We start from the raw sequence: 23,155 nt of genomic DNA, 5'->3' as shown, positions 1-23,155 counted from the left end.
CGAGCGTTCTCCTTCGTCAGCGGTGGTCGGCGGCGGTGATGGCCTCGCCGAGGATGTCCAGTGCCTGTTCCGCCTCGTCGCCGGTGAGGGTCATCGGCGGGGCGAGCCGGATGACGTTGTTGTACAGGCCGCCCTTGCCGACGAGCAGCCCCCTGCTCCTCGTCTCCTCCAGCACCTCCGTCGCGGCCGGCGGGTTCGGCTCCGTGCCGCCCGGCCGCACGAGCTCGATGCCGATCATCAGGCCCTTGCCCCTGACGTCGCCGACGATGTCGTGCCGGGCACCGATCTGACGCAGGCCGGACAGCAGCCGGTCGCCCAGCTTCGCGGCGTTGCCCTGCAGGTCGTGCTCGAGCAGATAGTCCACAGTGGCCTTGGCGCCCGCGGTGGCGACCGGGTTGCCGCCGAAGGTCGAGATCGAGTTCGCCTTGAGGCAGTCCATGATCTCACCGCGCGCGATCACGCCGCCGATGGCGAGACCGTTGCCCACGCCCTTGGCGAACGTCATGATGTCGGGCTTCACACCGTGCGCGTCCATGCCCCAGAAGTGCTCGCCCGTTCGGCCCCAGCCGGTCTGCACCTCGTCGGAGATCAGCAGGATGCCCTGCTCGTCCAGAATCTCCTTGAACGACGCGAAAAGCCCGTCCGGCGGTGTGCAGAACCCGCCGACGCCCTGGATCGGCTCGGCGATGAGCGCGGCGACGTCGCCGGAGGTGGTGGTCTGGAGTACGTCGCGCAGGTCGTCGGCGCACGCGGCGATGTAGCCGGCGTCGGACAGGTGCGCGAACGGGCCCCGGTAGCGGTAGCCGCCGTGCACGTAGCTCACCTTCACCGGCGACAGCGAGCTGGCCGACCAGCCGCGGTTGCCGGTGATGCCGACGGTGCCGAAAGCCCGGCCGTGGTAGGAGTTGCGCAGGGCCAGGATCTGGTTGCTTCGCCGGTACTGCGTGGCCAGCAACAGCGCGGTCTCGTTGGCCTCGGTGCCGGAGTTGGTGAAGAACACCTTCGCGTCGGGAATCCCGGACAGCTCCGCGATCTGCTCGGCGAGCTCCACCTGCTTGCGAATGAGGTACAGCGTGGACGTGTGCAGCACGCCGGTGTCGAGCTGGCGGCGGATCGCGTCGGAGATCTCCGGGACGTCGTAGCCGATCGCGTTGGTGAGGATGCCCGCGAAGAAGTCGAGGTAGGTGCGTCCCTGCGAGTCGGTGACGTGCCTGCCTTCGGCGCTGACGATCTCGATCGGGTCGGAGTAGTACAGCGCGAGCCAGTCCGGCAGCACGGCCCGGTGGCGGCGGAGGAGGTCCGGTTCCGTCATGCGTCCGAGTCTCACGGGGGTGCCGGTGAGAACGCCACCGACAATATGTACCGAGTACCGCTCATCGCCGTACAGTCTGCTTTTCGGCTGGTGTTCGGCGAGGACAGGAGCGGGATGTACCCGACCGTCGCGGAGGTGCTCGCACTGCCGGTGGTGCGCCACGGTGGTCCGCGGGTGGTCGCGGGCGCGGCCGGGCTCGACGGGCGGGTGCGCTGGGTGCACGTGGCCGAGGTCGCCGACATCGCGCACCTGCTCAAGGGGGGCGAGCTGGTGCTCACCACGGGCATCGCCCTGCCCGACGACGACGCCGCGCTCGCCCGCTACGTCGAGGAGCTGGCCGGGGTCGGGGTCACCGGGCTCGTCGTCGAGCTGGTGCGGCACTGGAACGACCGGCTGCCTGCCGCACTCGTCGAGGCCGCCGACAAACACGGCCTGCCGCTGGTGACGCTCTCCCGCGAGACCAGGTACGTCACGGTGACCGAGGCCGTCAACGGGCTGATCGTCGACGCGCAGGTCGCCGAGCTGAAGGCCGCCGAACAGGTGCACGAGACCTTCACGGCGCTCACCGTGTCCGGCGCCGAGCCGCACGTCGTGCTGCGCGAGGTGGCGAGGCTGACCGGGCAGCCGGTGGTGCTGGAGACCCTGTCGCACGAGGTGCTCGCCTACGACGCGACCGGAGCCGACCCGGCGGAGCTGCTGACCGACTGGCAGCCGCGCTCGCGCGCGGTGCGGCTCGGCGAGCGCACCGGGTACGACGCGAAGGCGGGCTGGCTGGTGACGATCGTCGGCGCGCGCGGCCACGACTGGGGACGGCTGGTGGTGGCGTGCGCGGAGCCGCCACCACACCGGTACGTGGTGGTGGCCGAGCGGGCCGCGTCGGCACTCGCCGTGCACCACCTGCTCGCACGCGAGGGCGACACCCTCGAACGGCAGGCCCACCGGGGCGTGCTCGCCGAGCTGCTGGCCTCCCCGACGACCCCGGCGGAGCTGGCCGCGCGCGCGTCGGCGCTGCGGGTGCCGCTGACGGGCCGCAGGCTCGTCGGCGCCGCGATCCGGCCCCGGCTCACCGGATCCGCTGGCCCGCCGGCCTCGGCGTCGAGCCAGCCGCTGCTGCGGGAGCTCGCCGAGGCGACCGCGCTGGCCACCCGGCGGGCTCGCGTTTCGGCGCTGGTGGGCAGCGTCGACGACACGAGCGTGCGCGCGCTGCTGTCGCTGTCCCCGCAGGCCAACACGGATGCGGTGGTGCGGCGCCTGGCGAGGGAGATCCAGCAGGCCAAGCCGACGGTGCCGGTGGTGATCGCGGTCGGCACCCCCGTCGAGTCGGCCACCGACGCGGGCCGCAGCCTCACCGAGGCCGCCCACGTCGCGGCCGCGGCACTGCAACGCGACGACGAGCCCCGCTGCGGCTACCACCGGCTGGAGGACGTGCGGCTTCGCGGCCTGCTGCACCTGCTCGGCGACGACGACCGCCTGGCGGCGTTCGCCGCGCGTGAGCTGGGCCCGCTGCTGGCGCGCGACGCCGCGTCGGGCAGCAGGCTGTTGCAGGCGCTGCGGCACTTCTGCGAGCACGGCGGCAACAAGTCGGCGGCCGCCGCGGCGGCGCACACCTCGCGCACCGCCTACTACCAGCAGCTGGCCCGTGTCGAGCAGGTGCTCGGCGTCCAACTGGAGGATCCGGAATCGATGTTGTCGCTCCATATGGCACTCCTGGTGCACGACGTGCTCGCCCGATCGAGCGACCCCGATCACCCGGCCGAGTAACACATGTCGTGCGCGGCCCTGCCGATATCCGAAGCATGCCCATGTTCGCTGCCGGATCGCTCGCCGCCTGCACGCTCACGATGCTGTGCGCCGGAGGGCCCGCGCCGGTCACCCCCGAATCGTCACTGACGCTCACGCTCCACACCGCCGACGGCGCCGCGCGTGCCGTGCAGCTGGTGTGCGACCCCGACTCGGGCACACACCCGAAGGCCCGCGACGCGTGCGAGGCGCTGGAGGGCGCCGACGGCGACTTCGAGCGTCTCGCCCCGAAGAACCAGCCGTGCCCGATGATCTACGCGCCGCTGGACGCCCGCGCGCACGGCCACTGGCGCGGTGAGCGCGTCGACTTCCGCACCGAGTACTCCAACAGCTGCGTCGCCGACGCCGAGTCGGCAGGTGTCTTCGCCTTCTGAGTTTCACCCGGTCCGCGGTGTCACTGTGGCTGGCCGCCGCTCAACCGCCTCTGCAGGTGCTCCTTCGCTTCGCGCGCGCCCGCGTCCTGCGGTTCCAGGCGCAACGCCGTCTCGTAACACGCGAGCGCGGCGCCCGGGCTGCCGAGCCGCGTGAGGACCAGCCCCTTGTTGCGCCACACGAACGCCTGCCCCGGTCCGAGCTGAAGCGAGCGCGTGAAGCACGCGAGCGCCTCGTCGAATCGGCCCAGCTCGCACAGTGCGACGCCCCGGTGGTTCCAGTTCTCGCCCGTGTGCGCCAGCTCTATCGCCCGGTCGTGACACGCGAGCGCCTCGGCCGGCCTGCCGATGCCCGAGTACGTGAGCCCCTTGCCGTTCCACGCGGCGCCGGTTTCCTCGATCCGCAACGACCGGTCGAAGCACGCCATCGCCTCGTCGTGGCGCCCCAGCTCACCCAGCGCCCGCGCCTTCGACACCAGCACCAGGTGCCGCAGCGGCTCGATCTCCAGCGCCCGGTCATAGGCGGCCACGGCCTCGACGAGGTCGCCGAGCGTGAACAGGACGTCGCCCCGCAATACCCACGCCGCGGTGTGCCGGGGCGAGACCCGCAGCACCGCCCTCGCCCCGTCGAGCGCCTCGCGGTGGGCGCCGATGGTGTACCACAGGACGGCCTGTTCATACACCACCTCGGCGTCGGCCGGCAGCAACCGGGCCGCGCGGCGCAGGACCCGCTCCGCCTCGTCGTACCTGCCGAACACCCGCAGCAGCCGGCCCCGGGCCAGCCACAGGTGACCGTCCTTCGGAGCGTGGGCGAGACCGCTCTCGTAGCAGCGCAGCGCCTCCTCGGTCCGCCCCGCGCGGTGCAACGCCGCTCCCCGCGACAGCCATAGCCTGGGCTCTGCCGGGTCGAGCCGCAGCGCGCGGTCGAAGCTCACCATCGCGTCGGCGTGCGTGCCCCGGTCGGTCTGCGCGAGACCGAGCACGTGCCACAGCTGCGACTCCACCTCCGGCCGGTCGCCGGGCACCGCCCGCAGGCCACGCACGGCGCAGGCCACCGCGTCGTCGAACCGCCCCAGGTGCCGGAAGCCGAGGCTCTTGTCCACCCAGTCCTGCGGCACCGGCCCGCTCGCACGCGCGGGCGGCGGCGCAGGCATGCCCACCACCGACCGGTAAACATCCTGCAGCCACGCCCGCACCTCGGCGAAGCCGGCAGGCCGGTCGCCGGGGTCCGGCTGGACGCAGCCTCCGATCAGCTCCCGCAGCGGACCGGGCAGCGCGCACTCCTCGACGTACTCCGCAGCCCGTTTCGGCGGGGTGGTGGCGGTGAGCAGGCACAGCAGCAACACGCCGAACGCGTGGACGTCGGTGCGCGTATCGAGCCGGGCGCCGGGCCGGAACTGCTCGGGCGCCATGTAGGACGGGGTTCCGACGATGGTGGTGTCGGCGCCCGCCGCGGCCGTGGGCACCGTCGGACCGTCGGCGTGGCCGAACACGCGGGCCAGCCCGAAGTCGGTGATCATCAGCATGCCGTCACGGGAGAGCAGGCAGTTGGCGGGCTTGATGTCGCGGTGGACCAGACCGAGCTGGTCGTGGGCGTGCCGCATACCGTCGCAGAACTGCAGGCCGAGCTGCATGGCCAGGTGCGGCTCCAGCGGCCCGCCCTCGAGCAGGGTGCCGAGGTCGCCGCCCTCGGCGAAGTCCATCACCAGGCACGGAAAACCCTCGATGTACTCCAGCCAGCGCGCGGTGACGATGTTGGGATGCGGATCGAGCATGAGCCACGTGACGGCCTCGCGTTCGAACCGCCTGCGGTCCTCGTCGCTCCACAGCAGTCTCGCGTCGAACGTCTTGAGCGCGCGCAGCTGCCCGCTGCCCTCCTCCGTGACGGCGTAGACGACGCCGAAACCACCCTGCTTCACGCCGTGCACGAGCCAGTGGCCGTCACGCCCTCCGCGCAGCCGCTGGCCGGCCCTGAAGTTGGCCCTTCCGGGCGGCTCCGGCGGCAGCGCCTCCAGCCCGGCGAGTGCCGTCGAGTTCACCCGATCGATCTCGAGCGCTCCGCGGTAGGCGAAGCGCGCGGCCTCGAACCGACCCCCGGCGCGGAAGGCGAGCCCGAGGTCGCAATGGGCCTCCGGCCGCCATGGGGCCAGCCGCGCGGCCTGGCCGAACGCCTCGGCCGCCTGCTCGACATTCCCCGTTGCGAGGGCCTCGTGCCCAGCGCGCCGGAGGCGTTCGTAGTGGGTGCCGCCCTCGCCGCCAGTCGCCACCACTTCTTCATCTCATTGTTTCGGCGATATTGCACGGGCACTACAACCACCACGGCGACGGCGGCGCAATCGACACACTGTCATCCGGCACCGGGAAGAGTGAACACTCTGCCAGTGCCGGGCGCGTGCGCGAGGCGAGCAGGATGCCGCAATGGAGCCGACCACCGCACAGCTTCGGCACCCGGACGGCCGGGTGGAACTACGCGATGTGTCGTCTCTCCACGGCAGCCGGTATTTCAACGCCGAACTCGCCCCGGTGCCCGTCGAGCGACGAACCTGGACCACCTACAACTATTTCGCGCTGTGGATGGGAATGGCCCACAACATTCCCTCGTACCTGCTCGCCTCCGGCCTGATCGCCATCGGGATGAACTGGGTCCAGGCCTTTCTGACGATCACCCTCGGCAACCTGATCGTGCTCATTCCCATGCTGCTGAACAGCCACGCGGGCACGAAGTACGGCATTCCTTTCCCCGTGTTCGCCCGCGCGTTCTACGGCGTGCGCGGCGCCAACCTCGCCGCGCTGCTGCGCGGCTTCGTCGCCTGCGGCTGGTTCGGCATCCAGACCTGGGTCGGCGGGCAGGCGATCTTCGTGATCCTCGGTGAGCTGGTCGGCGACGGCTGGACCACCGCGCCAGCGGTGCTGGGCCAGCCGTGGACGATGTGGCTCGGCTTCCTCGCGTTCTGGGCGTTCCAGATGCTCATCATCTGGCGCGGGATCGACGCGGTGCGCCGGTTCGAGAACTGGACCGCACCACTGGTGACGGTGGGGTTCCTGATCCTGCTCGGCTGGGTGCTGGTGGAGGCGGGCGGCTTCGGGCCGATCTTCTCGCAGCCGAGCGAGCTGGGCTGGGGCACCGAGTTCTGGTCGGTCTTCGCACCGTCGCTCATGGGCATGATCGCGTTCTGGGCGACGCTGTCACTGAACATGCCCGACTTCACGCGCTTCGGCATGAGCCAGCGCAAGCAGGCGTGGGGGCAGGTGCTGGGCCTGCCGACCACGATGTCGTTCATGGCGATCGTGTCGATCATGATCACCTCGGGCGGCATCGTGATCTACGGTGAAGCGATCTGGGATCCGGTGCTGCTCGCGGCGCGGTTCTCCTCGCCGGTCGTGATCGTGATCGCGCTCGTGGGACTGACGCTGGCCACGGTGTCCGCCAACCTCGCCGCGAACGTCGTGAGCCCGTCCTACGACTTCTCCAACGCCTTCCCGAAGAAGATCAGCTTCCGGGTGGGTGGCCTGATCACCGGGGTCATCGGCATCGCGATCCAGCCGTGGAACCTCATCTCGGACCCCAACATCTACATCTTCGCGTGGCTGAACTTCTACGGCGGCATCCTCGCCGCGGTTGCCGGCGTGCTCGTCGCGGGCTACTGGGTGCAGACGCGGACCAGGCTCGCGCTGGCCGACCTCTTCGCCGACCGCGGCGGGCGGTACTGGTTCGACGGCGGCTGGAACTGGCGTGCGCTCGTGGCCACCGCGGTTGGCGCGCTGCTCGCGGTCGGCGGCGCGTACTCCGCGCCGGGCGCGGGCCCGTTCCCCGAGGACGGGCTGATCCCGCCGATCAAGGCGCTCTACGACTACAGCTGGGCGGTCGGCCTGGCCGGCGCGCTCGTGGTGTACCTGGCGCTGTCGCTGCCGAACATGCGGCAGGCGCACGTTCCCGTTCCGGAGGAGGAGACAAGTGAGCGAACTGGTGAGAGCCGGCTTGGTCCAGCAGCGGTGGACGGGTGACAAGGACTCCATGATCGCCGGCGCGGTCGACGCGATCGCGAAGGCGGCGTCGCAGGGAGCGCAGGTGGTGTGCCTGCAGGAGCTGTTCTACGGCCCCTACTTCTGCCAGGTGCAGGACACCGAGTACTACTCCTACACCGAGGGCATCCCGGACGGCCCGACGACGAAGCTCATGCAGGAGGTCGCCGAGCGGCACGGCGTGGTGCTCGTGGTGCCGATGTACGAGCAGGAACAGCCCGGCGTCCTGTACAACACCGCCGCCGTGATCGACGCCGACGGCACCTACCTCGGCAAGTACCGCAAGAACCACATCCCACAGGTGAAGGGGTTCTGGGAGAAGTTCTACTTCCGGCCCGGCAACATGGGCTACCCCGTTTTCGACACCGCGGTCGGCCGGATCGGCGTCTACATCTGCTACGACCGGCACTTCCCCGAGGGCTGGCGCGCGTTCGGGCTGGCCGGAGCGAAGATCGTCTTCAACCCGTCGGCCACCAGCCGGGGCCTCTCGCAGTACCTGTGGCGGCTTGAGCAGCCCGCAGCGGCGGTCGCCAACGAGTACTACGTCGGCGCGATCAACCGCGTAGGCGTGGAACCCTTGGGCGACAACGACTTCTACGGCCAGACCTACTTCGTGGACCCGCGCGGCGAGCTCGTCGGCGACGCGGCCTCGGACACCGAGGACGAGGTCGTGGTCCGCGACCTCGACATGGACAAGCTGGCCGAGGTGCGGCAGCTGTGGGCGTTCTACCGCGACCGCAGGCCCGACTCCTACACCACGCTCGTCAACCCGTGAGGCGGTGAGTGGGATGCGGACACTGATCAAGGGCGGCACAGTGCTCAGCTCCACGGGCGCCGTGGCCGCCGACGTGCTGGTGGACGGCGAAACGATCGCCGCGGTCACCGCGCCCGGCGTGTTCACCGAGGCCGAAACGGTGCTTGACGCGACAGGGAAGTACGTGCTGCCGGGCGGGATCGACGCCCACACGCACATGGAGATGCCCTTCGGCGGGACGTTCTCGGCCGACACGTTCGAGACGGGTACGCGCGCGGCCGCTTTCGGCGGAACCACCACGATCATCGACTTCGCCGTTCAGGTCAAGGGAACCTCGTTGCTGTCCACACTGGACAAGTGGCACGAGAAGGCCGAAGGCGACTGCGCCGTCGACTACGGCTTCCACATGATCGTCTCCGACGTCAACGACGCGACGCTCAAGGAGATGGAGTCCTGTGTGGACGCCGGGGTGAGCAGCTTCAAGATGTTCATGGCCTACCCGGGCGTGTTCTACTCCACCGACGGCGAGATCCTGCGCGCCATGCGCAAGGCGACCGAAACCGGCTCGACGATCATGATGCACGCCGAGAACGGCATCGCGATCGACCAGCTCGTCGCGCAGGCGCTGGCCGAGGGCAGGGGCGAGCCCGTGCAACACGGCTACACCAGGCCGCCGGAGCTGGAGGGCGAGGCCACGTCGCGGGCCATCACGCTCGCGAAGGTCACCGGCGCGCCGCTCTACATCGTGCACCTCTCGGCCGCGCAGGCGCTCGCGGCCGTCGCGGGTGCGCGCGACGAGGGGCAGAACGTCTTCGCCGAGACGTGCCCGCAGTATCTCTACCTGTCCATCGAGGACCTCGCGAAACCGGGTTTCGAAGGCGCGAAGTACGTGGCCTCTCCCCCGCTGCGCGAGAAGTCGCACCAGACGGACCTGTGGCGGGGGCTGCGCACCAACGACCTGTCGGTGGTGTCCACCGACCACTGCCCGTTCTGCTTCAAGGACCAGAAGGAGCTCGGCCGGGGCGACTTCTCCAAGATTCCCAACGGGATGCCGGGCGTCGAGCACCGGATGGACCTGCTGCACCAGGGCGTGGTGGCCGGGGAGATCTCGCTGGCGCGCTGGGTGGAGACGTGCTCGACCACGCCGGCGCGGATGTTCGGGCTCTACCCGCGCAAGGGGGTGATCGCGCCGGGCTCCGACGCCGACATCGTCGTCTACGACCCGAAGGCGGAGCAGACGATCTCGGCGGCGACGCACCACATGGCCGTGGACTACTCGGCGTACGAGGGCATGCGCATCACCGGCGCGGTGTCGACGGTGCTCTCCCGTGGCCGCGTGGTGGTCGACGGCGGCGAGTACCACGGATCGGCGGGGCACGGCCGGTTCCTCTCCCGCGACCTGTGCCAGTACCTCAACTAGGGGGCGGGACAGTGGACTTCGGTGTGGTGCTGCAGACCGACCCGCCCGCGAGCGAGGTCGTGCGGCTGATGACGGCGGCCGAGGAGCAGGGCTTCGGCTACGGCTGGACGTTCGACTCGGTGGTGCTGTGGCAGGAACCGTTCGTGGTCTACTCGCGGATCCTCGCTGCGACGTCGTCGATGGTGGTGGGGCCGATGGTGACCAGCCCCGGCACGCGCGATTGGTCGGTGCTGGCCTCGCTCTTCGCGACGCTCAACGACATGTACGGCAACCGCACTGTGTGCGGGATCGGGAGGGGTGACTCCGCACACCGGGTAGTCGGCAAGCCACCGTCCACATTGGCCACGCTCAGGGAGTGCATGCACGCGGTCAAGGAGCTGGCCGAGGGCCGGGAGGTCGCGTTCGGCGACACTCCGGTGCGGATCCCGTGGGTGCGCGACGGGCGGCTGGAGATGTGGATGGCCGGCTACGGCCCGAAGGCGCTGAAGCTGGCCGGTGAGCAGGCTGACGGGTTCATCCTGCAGTGCGCGGACCCGGCGATCGCCCGCTGGACGATCGGCTCCGTGCGGGAGGCGGCCCGTGCGGCGGGACGGGACCCTGCCGGGATCACGGTGTGTGTCGCCGCGCCCGCCTACGTCGGCGACGACCTGCCGCACCAGCGCGAGCAGCTGCGCTGGTTCGGCGGGATGGTCGGCAACCACGTCGCGGACCTGGTGGCGCGCTACGGCGACTCGGGGCCCGTGCCGCACGAGCTGACCGACTACATCGCGGGCAGGCACGGCTATGACTACGCCCACCACGGCAAGCCGGGCAATCCGTCGACCGACTTCGTGCCCGACGAGATCGTCGACCGGTTCTGCCTGCTGGGCCCGGCGGTCGCGCACGTCGCGCGACTGGAGGAACTGGCCGCCCTGGGGGTCGACCAGTTCGCCGTGTACCTGATGCACGACCAGCGCGAGCAGACGCTCACCGCCTACGGCGAGGAGATCATCGGGAAACTGGGGTGATCACCTGAGCGCCCGGTTCGGACGACGCTGCCGGCAAGTCCGTCCCAGCTGCAGTGAAGGCCACCTTCACTGCGTTGAACCAACACAGTGGCGCGCAGCGTCTCCGTTTGGGTGGCGGTGGGAGACGGGCGGGCGCAGGCATGGTGGCCTTCACTGCGTTGAACGCAGGCATGGTGGCCTTCACTGCAGGTCGCTCGGGCGGATGCGGAGCTTGGCGGCGATGCGGGCGAGCGCCTTCTGGTCGGCGGCGGTGAGCGGGTCGAGCACGAACTTCCGCACCGAGCGGACGTGCGTGGGCGCGGCGGCGACCACCACCTCGTAACCGCTGTCGGTGAGCGTGGCGACGGTGTAGCGGCCGTCGTCCGGGTCCGGCGACCGCTCCACCCAGCCCCGCTGCTCGAACCGCTTGACGACGTTGGACAGGCGCGAGAGCGAGCCGCTGGCCAGGTAGGCCAGCTCGCTCATCCGCAGGCGGCGCTGCCGCGCCTCGGAGATGTGGCTGAGCACCAGGTACTCGAAGAGGGTCAGGCCTGCCGCGTGCTGCAGCGGCGACTCCAGCCGCCCCGGCAACAGCAGGACCAGCGAGACCAACCCGGTCCACGCCTCCTTCTCGTCCGGGGTCAGCCACAACGGCTCGTCCGCGGCGTCGTCGCCGGAGTCCGGGATCGCGGTACTGGCCATGGGGGCACCATACCCAGGGGTCATGACTTCATGCATGAAGTGAAGTGTGCTAGGCTGACTTCACGCATGAAGTGAATCGAAAGGATTGCGATGAGTGAGCCGGAGTTCTTCGCCACGCCCGGATACGGTGAGACGCAGCTGGCGAACATGCACTACAACCAGGCCGTGCGCATCGGCGACCGCGTCGAGATCTCCGGGCAGGGTGGCTGGGACGACGACTGGAACTTCCCGGAGTCGCTCGAGGACGAGATCGTGCGCGCCTTCGACAACGTCGAGCGGACACTCGCCCAGGCGGGCGCCACGTGGCGGGACGTGATCGCCGTGGACTCCTACCACATCCCCGAGTCCGCCGACTTCATCGGCGAGGTCCACAACCGCGTCATGGTGGAGCAGCTGCGCAAGCGGATGGGCGACCGCGCACCCATCTGGACGGAGATCGGCGTCGCGGCCCTCGGCGCCCCGAAGATGCGCGTGGAGATCCGCGCCACGGCCATCGTCGGCTCGGCCTAGACCAGTGCCTGGTACACGAGCTGGCGCAGTTGCTGGCGCAGCGGGTGGGTGCTGGAGGGCAGCAGCTGGGTGAAGAACAGCACGGTCAGCTCCTCGACGGGATCCACCCAGAACGCCGTGCTGGCCGCGCCGCCCCACGCGTACTCTCCGGCGCTGGAGAGGGTCTTCGCCTTCACCGGGTCCTGCAGCACCGAGAAGCCGAGCCCGAAGCCGAAGCCGTCGAACGGGATCTCGGCGAACAGCGGGCGTCCGAACTGCTCCAGGTCCGCCCCGCCGGGCAGGTGGTTGCTCGCCATGGCGCGCACCGTGCGCGGGGCGAGCAGCCGCACGCCGTCCAGCTCGCCGCCGCGCAGCAGGAACTGCGTGAAGCGGTGGTAGTCGGCGGCGGTCGACGCGAGCCCCGCTCCGCCCTGCAGGCACACGGGCTTGCGCTTGATGCCGTCGCCGAAGGCGTCGTTGCGGACCGCGCGGCGGGTGCCGGGCTCGGGCACGTAGAGCGCGGCCAGCTGCTCCTGCGCCTGGCCCTCGACGGCGAACGCCGTGTCGGTCATGCCGAGCGGGCCGAAGATCCGCTCGGCGAAGAACTCGTCGAGCGGCTGTCCCGACACGACCTCGACGAGCCTGCCGAGCACGTCGGTGGCGACGGAGTAGTTTCACTCCGAACCCGGCTGGAACACCAGCGGCATGCTCGCCCACGCCTCGCAGCACGCGGCGAGGTCCTTGCCGGGCGGTGTGCTCCACTCGAACCCGGCCGCGCGGTAGAGCGCGTCGACCGGGTGCGCGTGGTGGAAGCCGTAGGTGAGCCCGGCGGTGTGGGTGAGCAGGTGCCACGCGCGGATCGGCTCGGTCGCGGGTTCGGTGACGGGCCGCAGCGACGAGCCCTTGGTGTAGACCCGCATCTCGGTGAACTCGGGCAGCCAGCGGTGAATGGGGTCGGTGAGGTCGAAGGCGCCCTCCTCGAACAGCATCATCGCCGCGACCGACGTGATCGGCTTGGTCATCGAGAAGATGCGCCAGCGGGTGCCGACCTCGACCGGGAGCCCGGCCTCCAGGTCGCGCCGCCCGCACGCGGACAGGTGGACGATCTTGCCGCGCCGCGCGACCACGGTGAGCCAGCCGGGCAGCAGGCCGTCGTCGACGTAGCGGGACATCCGGCGGTCGACGCGGAGAAGCCGGTCCGCGTCGAACCCGAGCTCGGCGGGGTCTGCCTCGACCTTGAGATCCGTCATGTCTGAAGGTTCTACCGGACGGCGGCGGCTTCCTCCTGCGCCCGTTCGGCTGCTTTCTCCTGCCGCCACACCTCGTCGGTGCGGCCGCGGCGCCAGTAGCCGGAGATCGAGAGCCGGTCCTTCCGCACGCCGCGCTCGTCGAGCAGGTGCCTGCGCAGCTCCTTGACGAACCCGGCCTCGCCGTGGACGAACGCGTGCACGTCGCCCTCCGGGAACTCCAGCTCCCGCACGGCGGCGACGAGGTCGTCCCCCTCGGCGCGGCGCAGCCAGCGGATCTGGGCGTCGCCCTTGGTCGCCAGGGGCTGCTCCTCGGCGGCGTCCTCCACGAGCACGAACGCGCGCACGGGAGCGCCCGCCGGCATCGCCTCCAGCGCGGCGCCGATCGCGGGCAACGCGCTCTCGTCGCCGACGAGCAGGTGCCAGTCGGCGTCGGCCGAGGGGGCGTAGGCGCCGCCGGGTCCGAGCAGCCACACCTCGTCGCCGGGCCGCAGGCTCGCCGCCCACGGCCCCGCGAGGCCCTCGTCGCCGTGGTGCACGAAGTCGATGGTCAGCTCGCCGGCGGCAGCGTCGTAGTAACGCACCGTGTATGTCCGCAGGCGGGGCCAGTGCTCGCTCGGCAGCTCCGCCTTGATGGTCCGCATGTCCAGCGGCTCCGGGTAGGTCACGCCGGGCGACGGGAAGGCGACCTTGACGTAGGCGTCGGTGAACTCGTTCGGCCGGAAAGCGGCAAGACCCTCACCACCCGAGACGACCCTGATCATGTGGGGTGTGATGCGCTCGGTGCGCAGCACCCGCAACCGGATCACCGGGCGGTTGCGATCGCGTGGGTCCGCCATGCGTGACTCCTCTGCAGCGCGGAAAAAAGCTTATGTAGATAAGGCTAGCCTAACATCTACCACCACGAGCCCGTCTGGTCTGCTGTCGTAGCTGGCTCCCACCTGCGCGGTTGGGTCACCAGGCGGTGCCGCGGCTCCTGTGTGCTCGTGGCGTGTCCGGCCGCGCGGCCGGCACCCCGTGACGCTACGCGGCGGCCGGGTTGAAGCCGAGCGTCCCGGACCGATACGGGCTCCGCGGCGAGCACTGAGCCGGCGGACACCCGTCCGCGCCGCGAGCCGTCAGTAGTCGATCGCCTCGACGAGCGGCGACGGCTCGTCCATGAGGGCCCAGAACCGGTCTCGCAACGCGACGGTGATGGAGCCAGGGGTGCCGTCCGACACCGGCGCGCCGTCCAGGGACGTGATCGGGGTGACGCCTCCCGCGGTTGTGACGGCGATCAGCTCGTCCGCGTCGTAGAGCTCCTGGCTGGTCACGTCACGCAGTTCGGCGTCGATGCCCATGGCGTTCGCGATCTCGAACACGGTTCGGCGCGTGATACCGGGGAGCGCGTTACGCGACGGCGACACGAGCCGGCCGTCCTTCACGATCACGACGTTGAAACCCGGCCCCTCGGCAACGCAGCCGTCCGCGTCGAGGAGGATCGCGGTCCGCGCACCACGATCCTTGGCCTCGAAGCTGGCGGCGGTCAGATCACCCCACTGGTAGTTCTTCACGGTCGGGTCGATCGTGTTGCGGCCCGCCCGTCGCACGTGCCGGGGAACGATGGCCGATGTCCCGAAGATCTGCTCATGTGGCGGGAAGGCCCACAGGTACGGGATCGCGTAGACGTACACCTGCGTGGTCAGCTTGGACAGGTCCTTCTCGCCCTTGCGCGCGCCGAAGCCGCGAGTCAGCGTGATGTTCACATAGGACTCACGAAGCTGGGACAGCGCGACGCAACGCTTCGCGATGCTCGCCAGCTCCGCCTTGGTCAGCGGCGATGGCAGCCGAAGCTTCCGTGCGCCGTCGAGCAGCCGGTCGATGTGGTCGCCGAGACGGAAAATGTTGCCGTGCCAGACGTGCGCCACGGTATAGGTCAGGTCGGAATGGCCGAATCCCGTGTCGAAGATCGAGATTCGCGCCTCCGAGGCCGGGACGTACTCGCCCTCGATCCACGCCGCTCCCCCGGCGAACCGGCTGGAGGTGTCCAGTGCGTAGTCGCTGTACTGGATGACCGAACCCGCGGGGGTGTCCTCGCGGATGGCTCCGGGTTCCACGCTTACGAGGTTGGTTGTGGCGGAATCGCTTGCGGAGTCGGTGATCGCCATGATGAGTCCTTTCCTGAAACGTGCGGATATCAGCGAACAAGGAGATCGTGGGGGTCAGGTGGCCTGGTCGTCGCGGACGACACCGGCGCCGGCCAAGCGGCGACGCAGCCGGCCGCGCAGCCCGAACGCCCACCACGCCGCCGCGACGGCCACGACGCCGAGGAAAACCCAACCGTTGCCCGCGAACTGCGGAAGAAAGATCAGGACCGCGGCGACGACCAGGAACACGACCAGGCTCACCACGTACAGCGGCATCCGGAGGCGACCCAGGTCGAAGGTGCCGGGGTCACCAGCGGGGATCGTGCCGCGGCGCGCCCCGATGATCAGGCCGATGGTCTGCAGGATGAAGACCGTGAAGAAGGCCAGCGATGCGATCCCGATGATGTAGGTGAACGCGGTCTCGTTGATCAACGCTGACAGCAGCAGCAGTGTGGAAAGGCAGCCGAGACCGATGACCGCGTTGGTCGGCGTGAGACTGGTCGGCGACACGTGCCGCCAGACCCGCGAGAAGGGCAGCATGTTGTCGCGGGCCATCGAGTAGGTCAGCCGGGTGGCGACCAGAATGTTCGCCAGCAGGCACGCCAGGATGTTGGTCAGCGCAACCGCTACGACGATCTTGGTGACCACCGGTCCGGCCTGCTGGGTGATGATCTCCTCGATCGGGGCCGAGGGGCGGGCGAGCACCGCGTCGCTGTCCCGGATGGCCAACACGTAGACGATGTACATCAGCAGCTCGATAACGATGGACGAGGCCAGCGCGTAGAACATCGTCCTGGGGATGACACGCCGGCTGTTCTTCGTCTCCTCGGCGACGTCGGCGCACGACTCGACGCCCAGCAGCCCAAAGAACGGCCCGAGCGCGGCAGCCAGCCAGGCGACCGCGTAGCTGCCCTCCTCGCCGGAACCGCCGGCGGTGAACAGGACCGACAGCGGTTGATGCCGGTCCGGGGCCGAGAACGCGAGCACCCCGACCAGGATCGTCGCGCCGATGGTGACGGCGAGTTCGAGACTGACGCCGATGTTGTTGACCATCGTCGCGAAACGCACACCGTAGATGTTGATCAGGACGCAGACCGCGACGACGCCGATGGCCACCAGGATCTGCGCCGCCTGGCTCATGTTCCAACCGAACAGACCGCCGAGGTATCCCGAAAGGACATAGCCGACGCCGGTCATGCCACAGATCCATCCGGCGAGCGCGATGGATCCGGTGAACCACCCGAGGGTCGGGCCGTTGATCCTGCTCGTCCACTGGTAGGCGTAGCCGGCAAGCGGGATCTTCGCCGCCAGGTCGGCTGCGATGGCGGCCCAGACCGCGAACACCACGCCCGCGATCAGGAGCGTCCAGACGAAGGGCGCGCCCGCGCTGGTGTATCCGGCGCCGAAGCCGGTGAAGACCGCGGTCGTGGCGCTGATCGTGGCAAACCCGATGGCGAAGGAGGCCAGGGGACCGACGGACCGATCGAGCTTCTGTGTGTAGCCGAACTCCGCGAGGCGGGCGTCTTCGTCGTCAGCGCCATCGGCGCTGGAGGACGGCGCGCCTGCCCGGAACATCTCGGCGTTGCTCATGGTCGCTCCGGTTCGGACGGGCGGACCGCGTCGGGCGGCCGCGTCTGCTGACTGGAGCCAGCACACCGGAGACTCGGGCGTGAGGGAAGTTCCTTCTTCTCATGGGATCAATAGCCTGGGTTTATCGGCCTCAGTGCTCTTCGAGCCCGTCGCTGCCCCAGTTCTGCTGAACGTGTCGCACGAACAAGTCACCTTCCCGGGTCAGCAGGCCCGGATCCCAGACCAAAGCCGTGTCGCTCGGGGGCCGTCCCGTGATGGGCACGTAGACCACACCCGGTCTTTCGTACAGTCGCGCACATGCCTCGGTCGTGAAGCTGATGCCAAGGCCCCTGGCGACGTAGGTGGTCTCCGCCTCGTATGTCGCCGCCGTGGCGGCGATCGTGGGCGCGCGCCCGCCCCTGGCATCCATCGCGAGCCAGTGTTCGCGCCAGCTGCCCGCCGTGTCCGGTGCGGCGACGATCGGTTCGTCGAGCAGTTCGCCGATCTCGACCTCGTTCCGGCCCGCGAGGCGATGGTCGCGGGGCAGGCACGCCACCCAGTGCTCCGAATCGACGACGTGTACGCGATGACGGGGAAGGTCCACCGGCGGACGGATGAGGGCCAGCTCGACCGTCCCGTCCGCCAAACCCGCCGTCGGATCCGAGAAGTCGAACTCCGTCGCCTCGACGGTGATCTCGGGATGCGCGATCTCGAAGTGTCGAACCATCCGGAACAGGAGGTCCGCTCCGGTGCCGATCAGATAGCCGAGCCTGATGCGACCGGCTCCGGGGTGGGCGAGCGCGACGAGCTGGTCGACGGCGGCGTCGACATGCTGCAGCGCTTCACGGGCGGTCGGCAGCCACGCCGCGCCGACTTCCGTCAGCGATACCTCCCTGGTGTTCCTGGCGAACAACACGACGTCGAGCTGGCGCTCCAGCTGTTTGATCGCAGTCGAGAGCGCGGGCTGCGTGATGAAGAGCCTGTCGGCAGCCCGGCGATAGTTCAGCTCCTCCCCGAGGACGACGGCGTATCGCAGCTGCCTCAGCGTGACCGCGGCGTTGTTGACGACTGCCTCCCGCACGGCTCGAAATCCGATTGGCCGGATATTACCTGTTCAGGGCCTTTTGGCGACGCTAGAGCAGCTGATCCTAACCCCCGATGCGCACTCGGCGGATCCTGCCGGAGACGCACCCTGGCTTCGAACAGGTCGACTCACTCGCCGGCACCAACGAGGGCTACGGGCCGTGACCGCGTGGCCGCCAGCGTCGTCCAGACGTTGGTGCCGCCGACGACCAGCAGCGCACCGGCGACTGTGAGCCCGAGCAATTCCCACGGCACCACGACCGTCGCCACGCCGGAGATGCGGGCCGTGGCGCCCGCGATGCCCGCGAGGGTGCCCGCGGCGGCGACTCCGCCGAGCAGCAGCCCGACCGCGGTGACGGCCCACGACTCCACAAGCGCCATGCGCACGACCTGGCCCCTGCTGAGTCCGCTCACCCTCGCCACGGCGAACTCCCGGCGACGCTCCGCGGCCGCGATCACCACGGCGTTGACCACCGCGATCAGCGCGTACAGGCCCGAAAGGCCGAGCACGACCGTCATGATCCCGGAGCTGGTGTCCTGCTGCCTGCTCGCCGAGGCCGTGATCCACTCGTCGAGCGTGCTGACCTCGCCGAGCCCGCGCGCCCCGATCGCCTCGGCGACATCGCTTGTGTCGGCGCCGGGCTCCACCCGCACGATCGTCTCCGCCGTGGCCGCCGAGGCGACCGGATCCGGCACCAGGCCCGGTGGCAGCAGGATCTCCTCGCCGCCGCCCATGGTCTGCGGCAGGACCGCGGCCACGCGCAGGGTGACCGTGCGCCCGCCGATTCCCGCCTCCAGCTCGGCACCGAGCGGGTAGCGGCCGGAGCCGACCGCCACGGTGTCGCCACGCAGGTCGGCGAGCGACCCGGCCTCGGGCGCGCGGCGGTACGTCTGCGCGTAGGCCGCCGGGTCGACCACCGCGGCGTCGAAGTCCTCGGTCTCGGTCTCGACTTCGCCGTCGTCGACGGTGCGCGTGGTGACCGTCATCGGCACCCGCAGCCGCTCGGCGGCCACGGCGACGCCGGGCACCGACTCCAACCCGGCCGCGCCCGGCCCGGTCGAGGTGACCACGAGGTCGCCGGCGAGGTCGCGGCGCTGCTCGTGCACGCTGGCCCGGTCGATCGAGGCGAGCACCCCGGTCTGGCCGACGAGCAATGCGACGAGCACGAGCAGCGGCGCCGCTGTGGAGGCACTGCGCCGCACGCCGTCGCGGAGGTTGGCCTGGGCCAGCGTGCCCAGCGTGCTGCCGCGCAGCAGGAGCCCGAGCAGGCGGCCCACGAGCGGCACCACCAGGGGACTCAGCGCGCTGAGCGCCACAGAGGCGGTAAGTGCCGCGTTGATCGTGAGCGGGATGGCGCCCTCCGGGCCGACGAACGCGGAGACGGTCACGAGCGCGACCGTGCCCGCGAGGAACAGCAGTCCGAAGAACCACCGGGCCCCGGTCATCACCCTGGCTCCCTCGCCGGTGTCGCGCAGCGCGTCGAGCGGGCGGACCCTGCCCGCCCTGCGGGAGGCGGCCAGCACACCGGCCAGCGCGACGCCCACCCCGACGCCGGCCGAGACGCCGAGAATCCAGTCCCGCCAGCGCGCCGCGAAGTCCGGCGGCACGAACCCGAGCGAGGTCAGCAGCGACGTCTGCACGTCCATCGCGACGAGGCCGAGCGGCACGCCCGACGCCGTGCCGAGCACGCCGAGCAGCAGCGCCTCCGACAGCAGGAGCCTGCGCACCTGCCCCCGGCCCGCCCCGACGAGCCGCAGGAGCGCGAGGTCGCGCCTGCGCTGGGCGACGGTGAACGCGAAGGTGGAGCTGACGATGAAGACGGCGAGGAACGTCGAGACGCCCAGGGTGATCGCGAGCAGCGCGATCGCCTCGACGAGCCCGGACGTCGCCGCCGTGACGAGGATCAGGAGCGAGGACTGCACCAGCGCCACGCCGAGGCACACGGTGACGATCGCGCCGATGAAGAGCTGCCAGCGTTCGCGGAAGGTGCTCCAGGACAACCGCAGCACGGCTCAGCCTTCCAGCCGCGCGAGGCGCTCGGCCACCTCTGCCGCGCTGGGCGCGCGCGCGTGGTCGACGATGCGGCCGTCGGACAGGAACATCACGGAGTCCGCGCTCGCGGCCGCGGCCGGGTCGTGGGTGACCATGACGATGGTCTGGCCCACGCCGTCGACCATTTCCCGCAGCAGGCGCAGCACCTGGCGGGCGGAGGTCGAGTCGAGCGCGCCGGTGGGCTCGTCGGCGAAGAGCACGCGGGGCCGGGTCACCATGGCGCGGGCGATCGCGACGCGCTGCTGCTGGCCGCCGGAAAGCTCGCGGGGCCGGTGCCGCCTGCGTTCATCGAGCCCGACGCTCGCGAGGACCTGCCGCACCGCCTTGGCCGAGACCCGCTGCCCGGCGAGCTTGAGCGGCAGCGTCACGTTCTGCTCGGCGGTGAGCGAGGCGATGAGGTTGAAGCTCTGGAAGACGAAGCCGATCTCACTGCGCCGCAACGCCGTCAGCTCCGCGTCGTCGGCGGCGGTGAGGTCGTGTTCGCCGAGCAGCACCTGCCCCGCGCTCACGCGTTCGAGCCCGGCCGCACAGTGCAGCAGCGTCGACTTGCCCGAGCCGGACGGGCCCATCACGGCCGTCCACGAGCCCTGCGCGAACGCGACACTCACGTCGTCGAGCGCGCGGACCTGGGCGTGCTTGCCCCCGTAGTGCCTGCTCACGCCTCGTAGCTCGACGGCGGCGGGCGTGCGGCCCGCCGTCTGCTGCCACCGGGTCGCTGCGGGTGCTGTCATGGCTCCATCTCACCGTCGGCGAGCGCCCAGGTCAGCGGTGTCCGCCCCCGAATCTGGGTAGGGGCCGCCCTACCGTGGGAGTGACTCCTCTTGACACATTGCCAACAAGCGGTCAACGTGTCCGCATGACGCAGTTCGACTACGACGTCCTGGTCATCGGCTCCGGCTTCGGCGGCTCCGTCAGCGCACTGCGCCTGACGGAGAAGGGCTACCGGGTCGGCGTGCTCGAGATGGGCAGGCGGTTCGCCGACGAGGAACTGCCGAAGACGTCGTGGCGGCTGCGGGACTATGTCTTCGCGCCGGCGCTCGGCTGCACCGGCATCCTGCGGATGACCCCGCTCAAGGACGCGCTCGTGCTCACCGGCGCCGGCGTTGGCGGTGGCTCGCTCGTCTACGCCAACACGCTCTATGAGCCGCCGGACGCCTTCTACGCCGACCGGCAGTGGGCGCACATCACGGACTGGAAGGCCGAGCTCGCGCCGTACTACGACCAGGCCAAGCGCATGCTCGGCGTGACCCGCTACCCGCTCACCTCGCCCGCGGACGAGGTGATGCGCGCGGTCGCCGAGGACATGGGCATCGGCCACACGTACGGCCCGACGCCCGTCGGCGTGTACTTCGGCGAGGAGGGCACGAAGCCGGGCGTGCGCGTGCCCGACCCGTTCTTCGGCGGCGTGGGACCGCAGCGGCGGACGTGCACCCACTGCGGCGAGTGCATGACCGGGTGCCGCCACGGCGCGAAGAACACGATGGTGAAGAACTACCTCTACCTCGCCGAGCAGGCGGGCGCGCGCGTGCACCCGATGACCACGGTCACCGAGGTCCGGCCCCTGCCCGGTGGCGGGTACTCGGTAGCCACCGTCCACACCGGACGCCCCTGGCGGCGCCGGACGTTCACGGCAGAGCAGGTGATCTTCTCCGCCGCGGCGCTCGGCACCCAGCGGCTGCTGCACAAGATGCGCGACCGGGGCGTGCTGCCCCGGCTCTCGCCGAGGGTCGGGGTGCTCGCGCGCACCAACTCCGAGGCGATCCTCGCCGCCCGCACCACGCGCAAGGACACGGAGTACCACCGCGGCGTAGCGATCACGTCCTCGATCCATCCCGACGAGGTGACACACGTCGAGCCCGTGCGCTACGGCAAGGGCAGCAACCTCCTCGGCCTGCTCGGCGCGGTGCTCACCGACCCCGTGCCCGGCAAGCGGCGCTGGGTGCTCGGGCTCAGGCAGATGTGGAAGCACCGGAGGTCGCTGCCCGCGCTGCACAACCCGAGGCGCTGGTCGGAGCAGACCATCGCGCTGCTGGTGATGCAGACCCTCGACAACTCCGTGACGACCTACACCAAGCGGGGCCTCTTCGGCAGGCGGCTGAAGACGAAGCAGGGCATCGGCGAGCCGAACCCGACGTGGATCCCGGCGGGACACGAGGTCACGCGCCGGGTCGCCGACAAGATCGGCGGCCTGCCCGGCGGCGGCTGGAACGACCTGGCGAACATCCCGCTCACCGGGCACTTCATCGGCGGTTGCGCGATCGGCGACTCCCCCGAGACCGGCGTCGTGGACCCGTACCAGCGGCTGTACGGCTACGAGGGCCTGCACGTGGTGGACGGCTCCACGATCACGGCCAACCTCGGCGTGAACCCGTCGCTGACCATCACCGCACAGGCGGAGCGGGCCGTGGCGATGTGGCCGAACAAGGGCGAGGAGGATCCGCGGCCCCCACTCGGGGAAAGCTACCGACGAGTCGCTCCGGTGGCACCGAAACACCCGGTCGTGCCCGATTCCGCGCCTGGCGCACTGCGGCTGCCGCTCTTTCCGGCGAAATCGGAACCGGCGTGAGAAACTGCACAACATGACCGCGGAATCGGCACCCAAATGGCGACGGCTCGAGCCGGACGAGCGCAGGGAACAGATCTTCAAGTGCGCGGCGCAGTTGTTCGGTGAACGGCCGTATGCCGAGGTGTCTACATCGGACATCGCAGCCAGGGCCGGCGTCGCGCGTGGTCTGATAAACCACTATTTCGGGACGAAGCGCGAACTTTATCTGGCAGTTGTCAAAAGGGCACTCACCGTGCCGCATGTCGCGGTGGCACAGTTACCGTCCGGTTCCGTAGAGGAACGGACCGATGCCGCGGTCGAATGGTTCCTCGACATGGTGAGCAAACAGGAGAAGATGTGGCTCGCCGCGATCACGCCCGAGGGCATCGGACGGGACCTGGAGGTGGAGCAGATCGTCGACGAGGCCGACCGTCGCTCCGCCGACCGCGTACTCGAGGCGATGGGCTTCGCCGAGGACGACCCGCGCTGGGAACAGCTCAACGCGCTGGTGCGCGCCTACGGCGGCATGGTGAAGGCCGCGGGACGCGAATGGCTCGTGCGCGGCACGCTGAGCCGCGAGCAGGTCCACAAGCTGCTGAGCACCCAGCTGCTGACCCTGGTGACCGACGTACTCCCCCAGATCAGCCCCGCCTGACCCCACCCAGTCGCAGTGAA

Annotated in this window: 18 protein-coding genes and 1 pseudogene; 9 read left to right on the top strand and 10 right to left on the bottom strand. The window is 70.2% G+C overall.

The features are described from left to right. Positions 1-16: 16 nt before the first annotated feature. Complete coding sequence (locus tag FCN18_RS26355) at positions 17-1,312, bottom strand: aspartate aminotransferase family protein (protein ID WP_137096375.1); 1,296 nt, start codon at positions 1,310-1,312, stop codon at positions 17-19. A 114-nt stretch (positions 1,313-1,426) separates the two neighbouring features. Here FCN18_RS26355 and FCN18_RS26350 point away from each other — a divergent pair, with 114 nt between their 5' ends. Both FCN18_RS26350 and FCN18_RS26345 read left to right on the top strand, forming a co-directional pair. Then, positions 1,427-3,073, top strand: a complete 1,647-nt coding sequence (locus FCN18_RS26350; protein WP_113644086.1) for a PucR family transcriptional regulator — start codon at positions 1,427-1,429, stop codon at positions 3,071-3,073. A gap of 35 nt (positions 3,074-3,108) precedes the next feature. Beyond that, positions 3,109-3,486: an SSI family serine proteinase inhibitor gene (locus FCN18_RS26345; RefSeq protein ID WP_112268198.1), complete on the top strand. Its 378-nt coding sequence runs from the start codon at positions 3,109-3,111 to the stop codon at positions 3,484-3,486. Between the two features lie 20 nt (positions 3,487-3,506). Here FCN18_RS26345 and FCN18_RS26340 read toward each other — a convergent pair whose 3' ends face one another. Continuing rightward, positions 3,507-5,753: a tetratricopeptide repeat protein gene (locus tag FCN18_RS26340; RefSeq protein WP_137096374.1), complete on the bottom strand. Its 2,247-nt coding sequence runs from the start codon at positions 5,751-5,753 to the stop codon at positions 3,507-3,509. A gap of 148 nt (positions 5,754-5,901) precedes the next feature. On the opposite strand from FCN18_RS26340, the gene FCN18_RS26335 reads away from it, so the two are divergent. Genes FCN18_RS26335 through FCN18_RS26320 form a run of 4 tightly spaced genes read left to right on the top strand, consistent with a single transcriptional unit; the run spans position 5,902 to position 10,687 of the window. Next, entirely contained in the window at positions 5,902-7,488 is a 1,587-nt protein-coding gene (locus tag FCN18_RS26335; RefSeq protein WP_137096373.1) for an NCS1 family nucleobase:cation symporter-1, read from the top strand. Further along, positions 7,439-8,281, top strand: a complete 843-nt coding sequence (locus tag FCN18_RS26330) for a nitrilase-related carbon-nitrogen hydrolase (protein ID WP_112268204.1) — start codon at positions 7,439-7,441, stop codon at positions 8,279-8,281. Before FCN18_RS26335 ends, FCN18_RS26330 begins: the two co-directional genes overlap by 50 nt. A 13-nt stretch (positions 8,282-8,294) precedes the next feature. Beyond that, the gene (gene hydA / locus FCN18_RS26325; RefSeq protein WP_137096372.1) at positions 8,295-9,680 is read left to right on the top strand and encodes a dihydropyrimidinase; all 1,386 of its coding nucleotides are present in this window, start codon (positions 8,295-8,297) and stop codon (positions 9,678-9,680) included. 11 nt (positions 9,681-9,691) lie between these two features. Beyond that, positions 9,692-10,687 carry a TIGR03842 family LLM class F420-dependent oxidoreductase gene (locus tag FCN18_RS26320; protein WP_137096371.1) on the top strand — a complete coding sequence of 332 codons (996 nt, stop codon included), beginning with the start codon at positions 9,692-9,694 and terminating at the stop codon, positions 10,685-10,687. A 180-nt stretch (positions 10,688-10,867) separates the two neighbouring features. Here the strand turns inward: FCN18_RS26320 and FCN18_RS26315 are convergent, their stop codons facing one another. Then, on the bottom strand, positions 10,868-11,368 hold the full coding sequence (locus FCN18_RS26315; protein ID WP_137096370.1) for a MarR family winged helix-turn-helix transcriptional regulator: 501 nt from the start codon (positions 11,366-11,368) through the stop codon (positions 10,868-10,870). Between the two features lie 90 nt (positions 11,369-11,458). Between FCN18_RS26315 and FCN18_RS26310 the strand changes: the two genes are divergently transcribed. Then, positions 11,459-11,878, top strand: a complete 420-nt coding sequence (locus FCN18_RS26310) for a Rid family hydrolase (RefSeq protein WP_113644081.1) — start codon at positions 11,459-11,461, stop codon at positions 11,876-11,878. Here the strand turns inward: FCN18_RS26310 and FCN18_RS26305 are convergent. From FCN18_RS26305 to FCN18_RS26275, 7 genes and pseudogenes are all read right to left on the bottom strand, one after another. Next, positions 11,875-13,107, bottom strand: a pseudogene (locus FCN18_RS26305) (serine hydrolase domain-containing protein). The gene FCN18_RS26310 and the pseudogene FCN18_RS26305 overlap by 4 nt on opposite strands. A gap of 11 nt (positions 13,108-13,118) precedes the next feature. Then, positions 13,119-13,943 (bottom strand): siderophore-interacting protein, encoded by an 825-nt coding sequence (locus tag FCN18_RS26300; RefSeq protein WP_112275780.1) that lies wholly within the window; start codon positions 13,941-13,943, stop codon positions 13,119-13,121. 279 nt (positions 13,944-14,222) lie between these two features. Continuing rightward, complete coding sequence (locus FCN18_RS26295) at positions 14,223-15,200, bottom strand: aminotransferase class IV (RefSeq protein WP_228714143.1); 978 nt, start codon at positions 15,198-15,200, stop codon at positions 14,223-14,225. A 105-nt stretch (positions 15,201-15,305) separates the two neighbouring features. Then, positions 15,306-16,820: an APC family permease gene (locus FCN18_RS26290; RefSeq protein ID WP_228714142.1), complete on the bottom strand. Its 1,515-nt coding sequence runs from the start codon at positions 16,818-16,820 to the stop codon at positions 15,306-15,308. A gap of 130 nt (positions 16,821-16,950) precedes the next feature. Next, entirely contained in the window at positions 16,951-17,880 is a 930-nt protein-coding gene (locus FCN18_RS26285) for a LysR family transcriptional regulator (RefSeq protein WP_228714141.1), read from the bottom strand. 131 nt (positions 17,881-18,011) lie between these two features. Continuing rightward, on the bottom strand, positions 18,012-19,892 hold the full coding sequence (locus FCN18_RS26280) for an FtsX-like permease family protein (protein ID WP_137096369.1): 1,881 nt from the start codon (positions 19,890-19,892) through the stop codon (positions 18,012-18,014). 3 nt (positions 19,893-19,895) lie between these two features. Next, complete coding sequence (locus FCN18_RS26275; RefSeq protein ID WP_137096368.1) at positions 19,896-20,666, bottom strand: ABC transporter ATP-binding protein; 771 nt, start codon at positions 20,664-20,666, stop codon at positions 19,896-19,898. Between the two features lie 125 nt (positions 20,667-20,791). On the opposite strand from FCN18_RS26275, the gene FCN18_RS26270 reads away from it, so the two are divergent. Together FCN18_RS26270 and FCN18_RS26265 are read left to right on the top strand one after the other, a co-directional pair. Next, positions 20,792-22,501: a GMC family oxidoreductase N-terminal domain-containing protein gene (locus FCN18_RS26270; protein ID WP_113644076.1), complete on the top strand. Its 1,710-nt coding sequence runs from the start codon at positions 20,792-20,794 to the stop codon at positions 22,499-22,501. Between the two features lie 13 nt (positions 22,502-22,514). After that, complete coding sequence (locus FCN18_RS26265; protein ID WP_112275772.1) at positions 22,515-23,135, top strand: TetR/AcrR family transcriptional regulator; 621 nt, start codon at positions 22,515-22,517, stop codon at positions 23,133-23,135. Positions 23,136-23,155 lie beyond the last annotated feature (20 nt).

Source organism: Prauserella endophytica (assembly GCF_005146945.1).
In the GTDB taxonomy this organism is placed as follows: domain Bacteria; phylum Actinomycetota; class Actinomycetes; order Mycobacteriales; family Pseudonocardiaceae; genus Prauserella_A; species Prauserella_A endophytica.
Note: the sequence above shows the minus strand (reverse complement) of the source record. Positions and strands in the feature narration are given on the sequence as shown.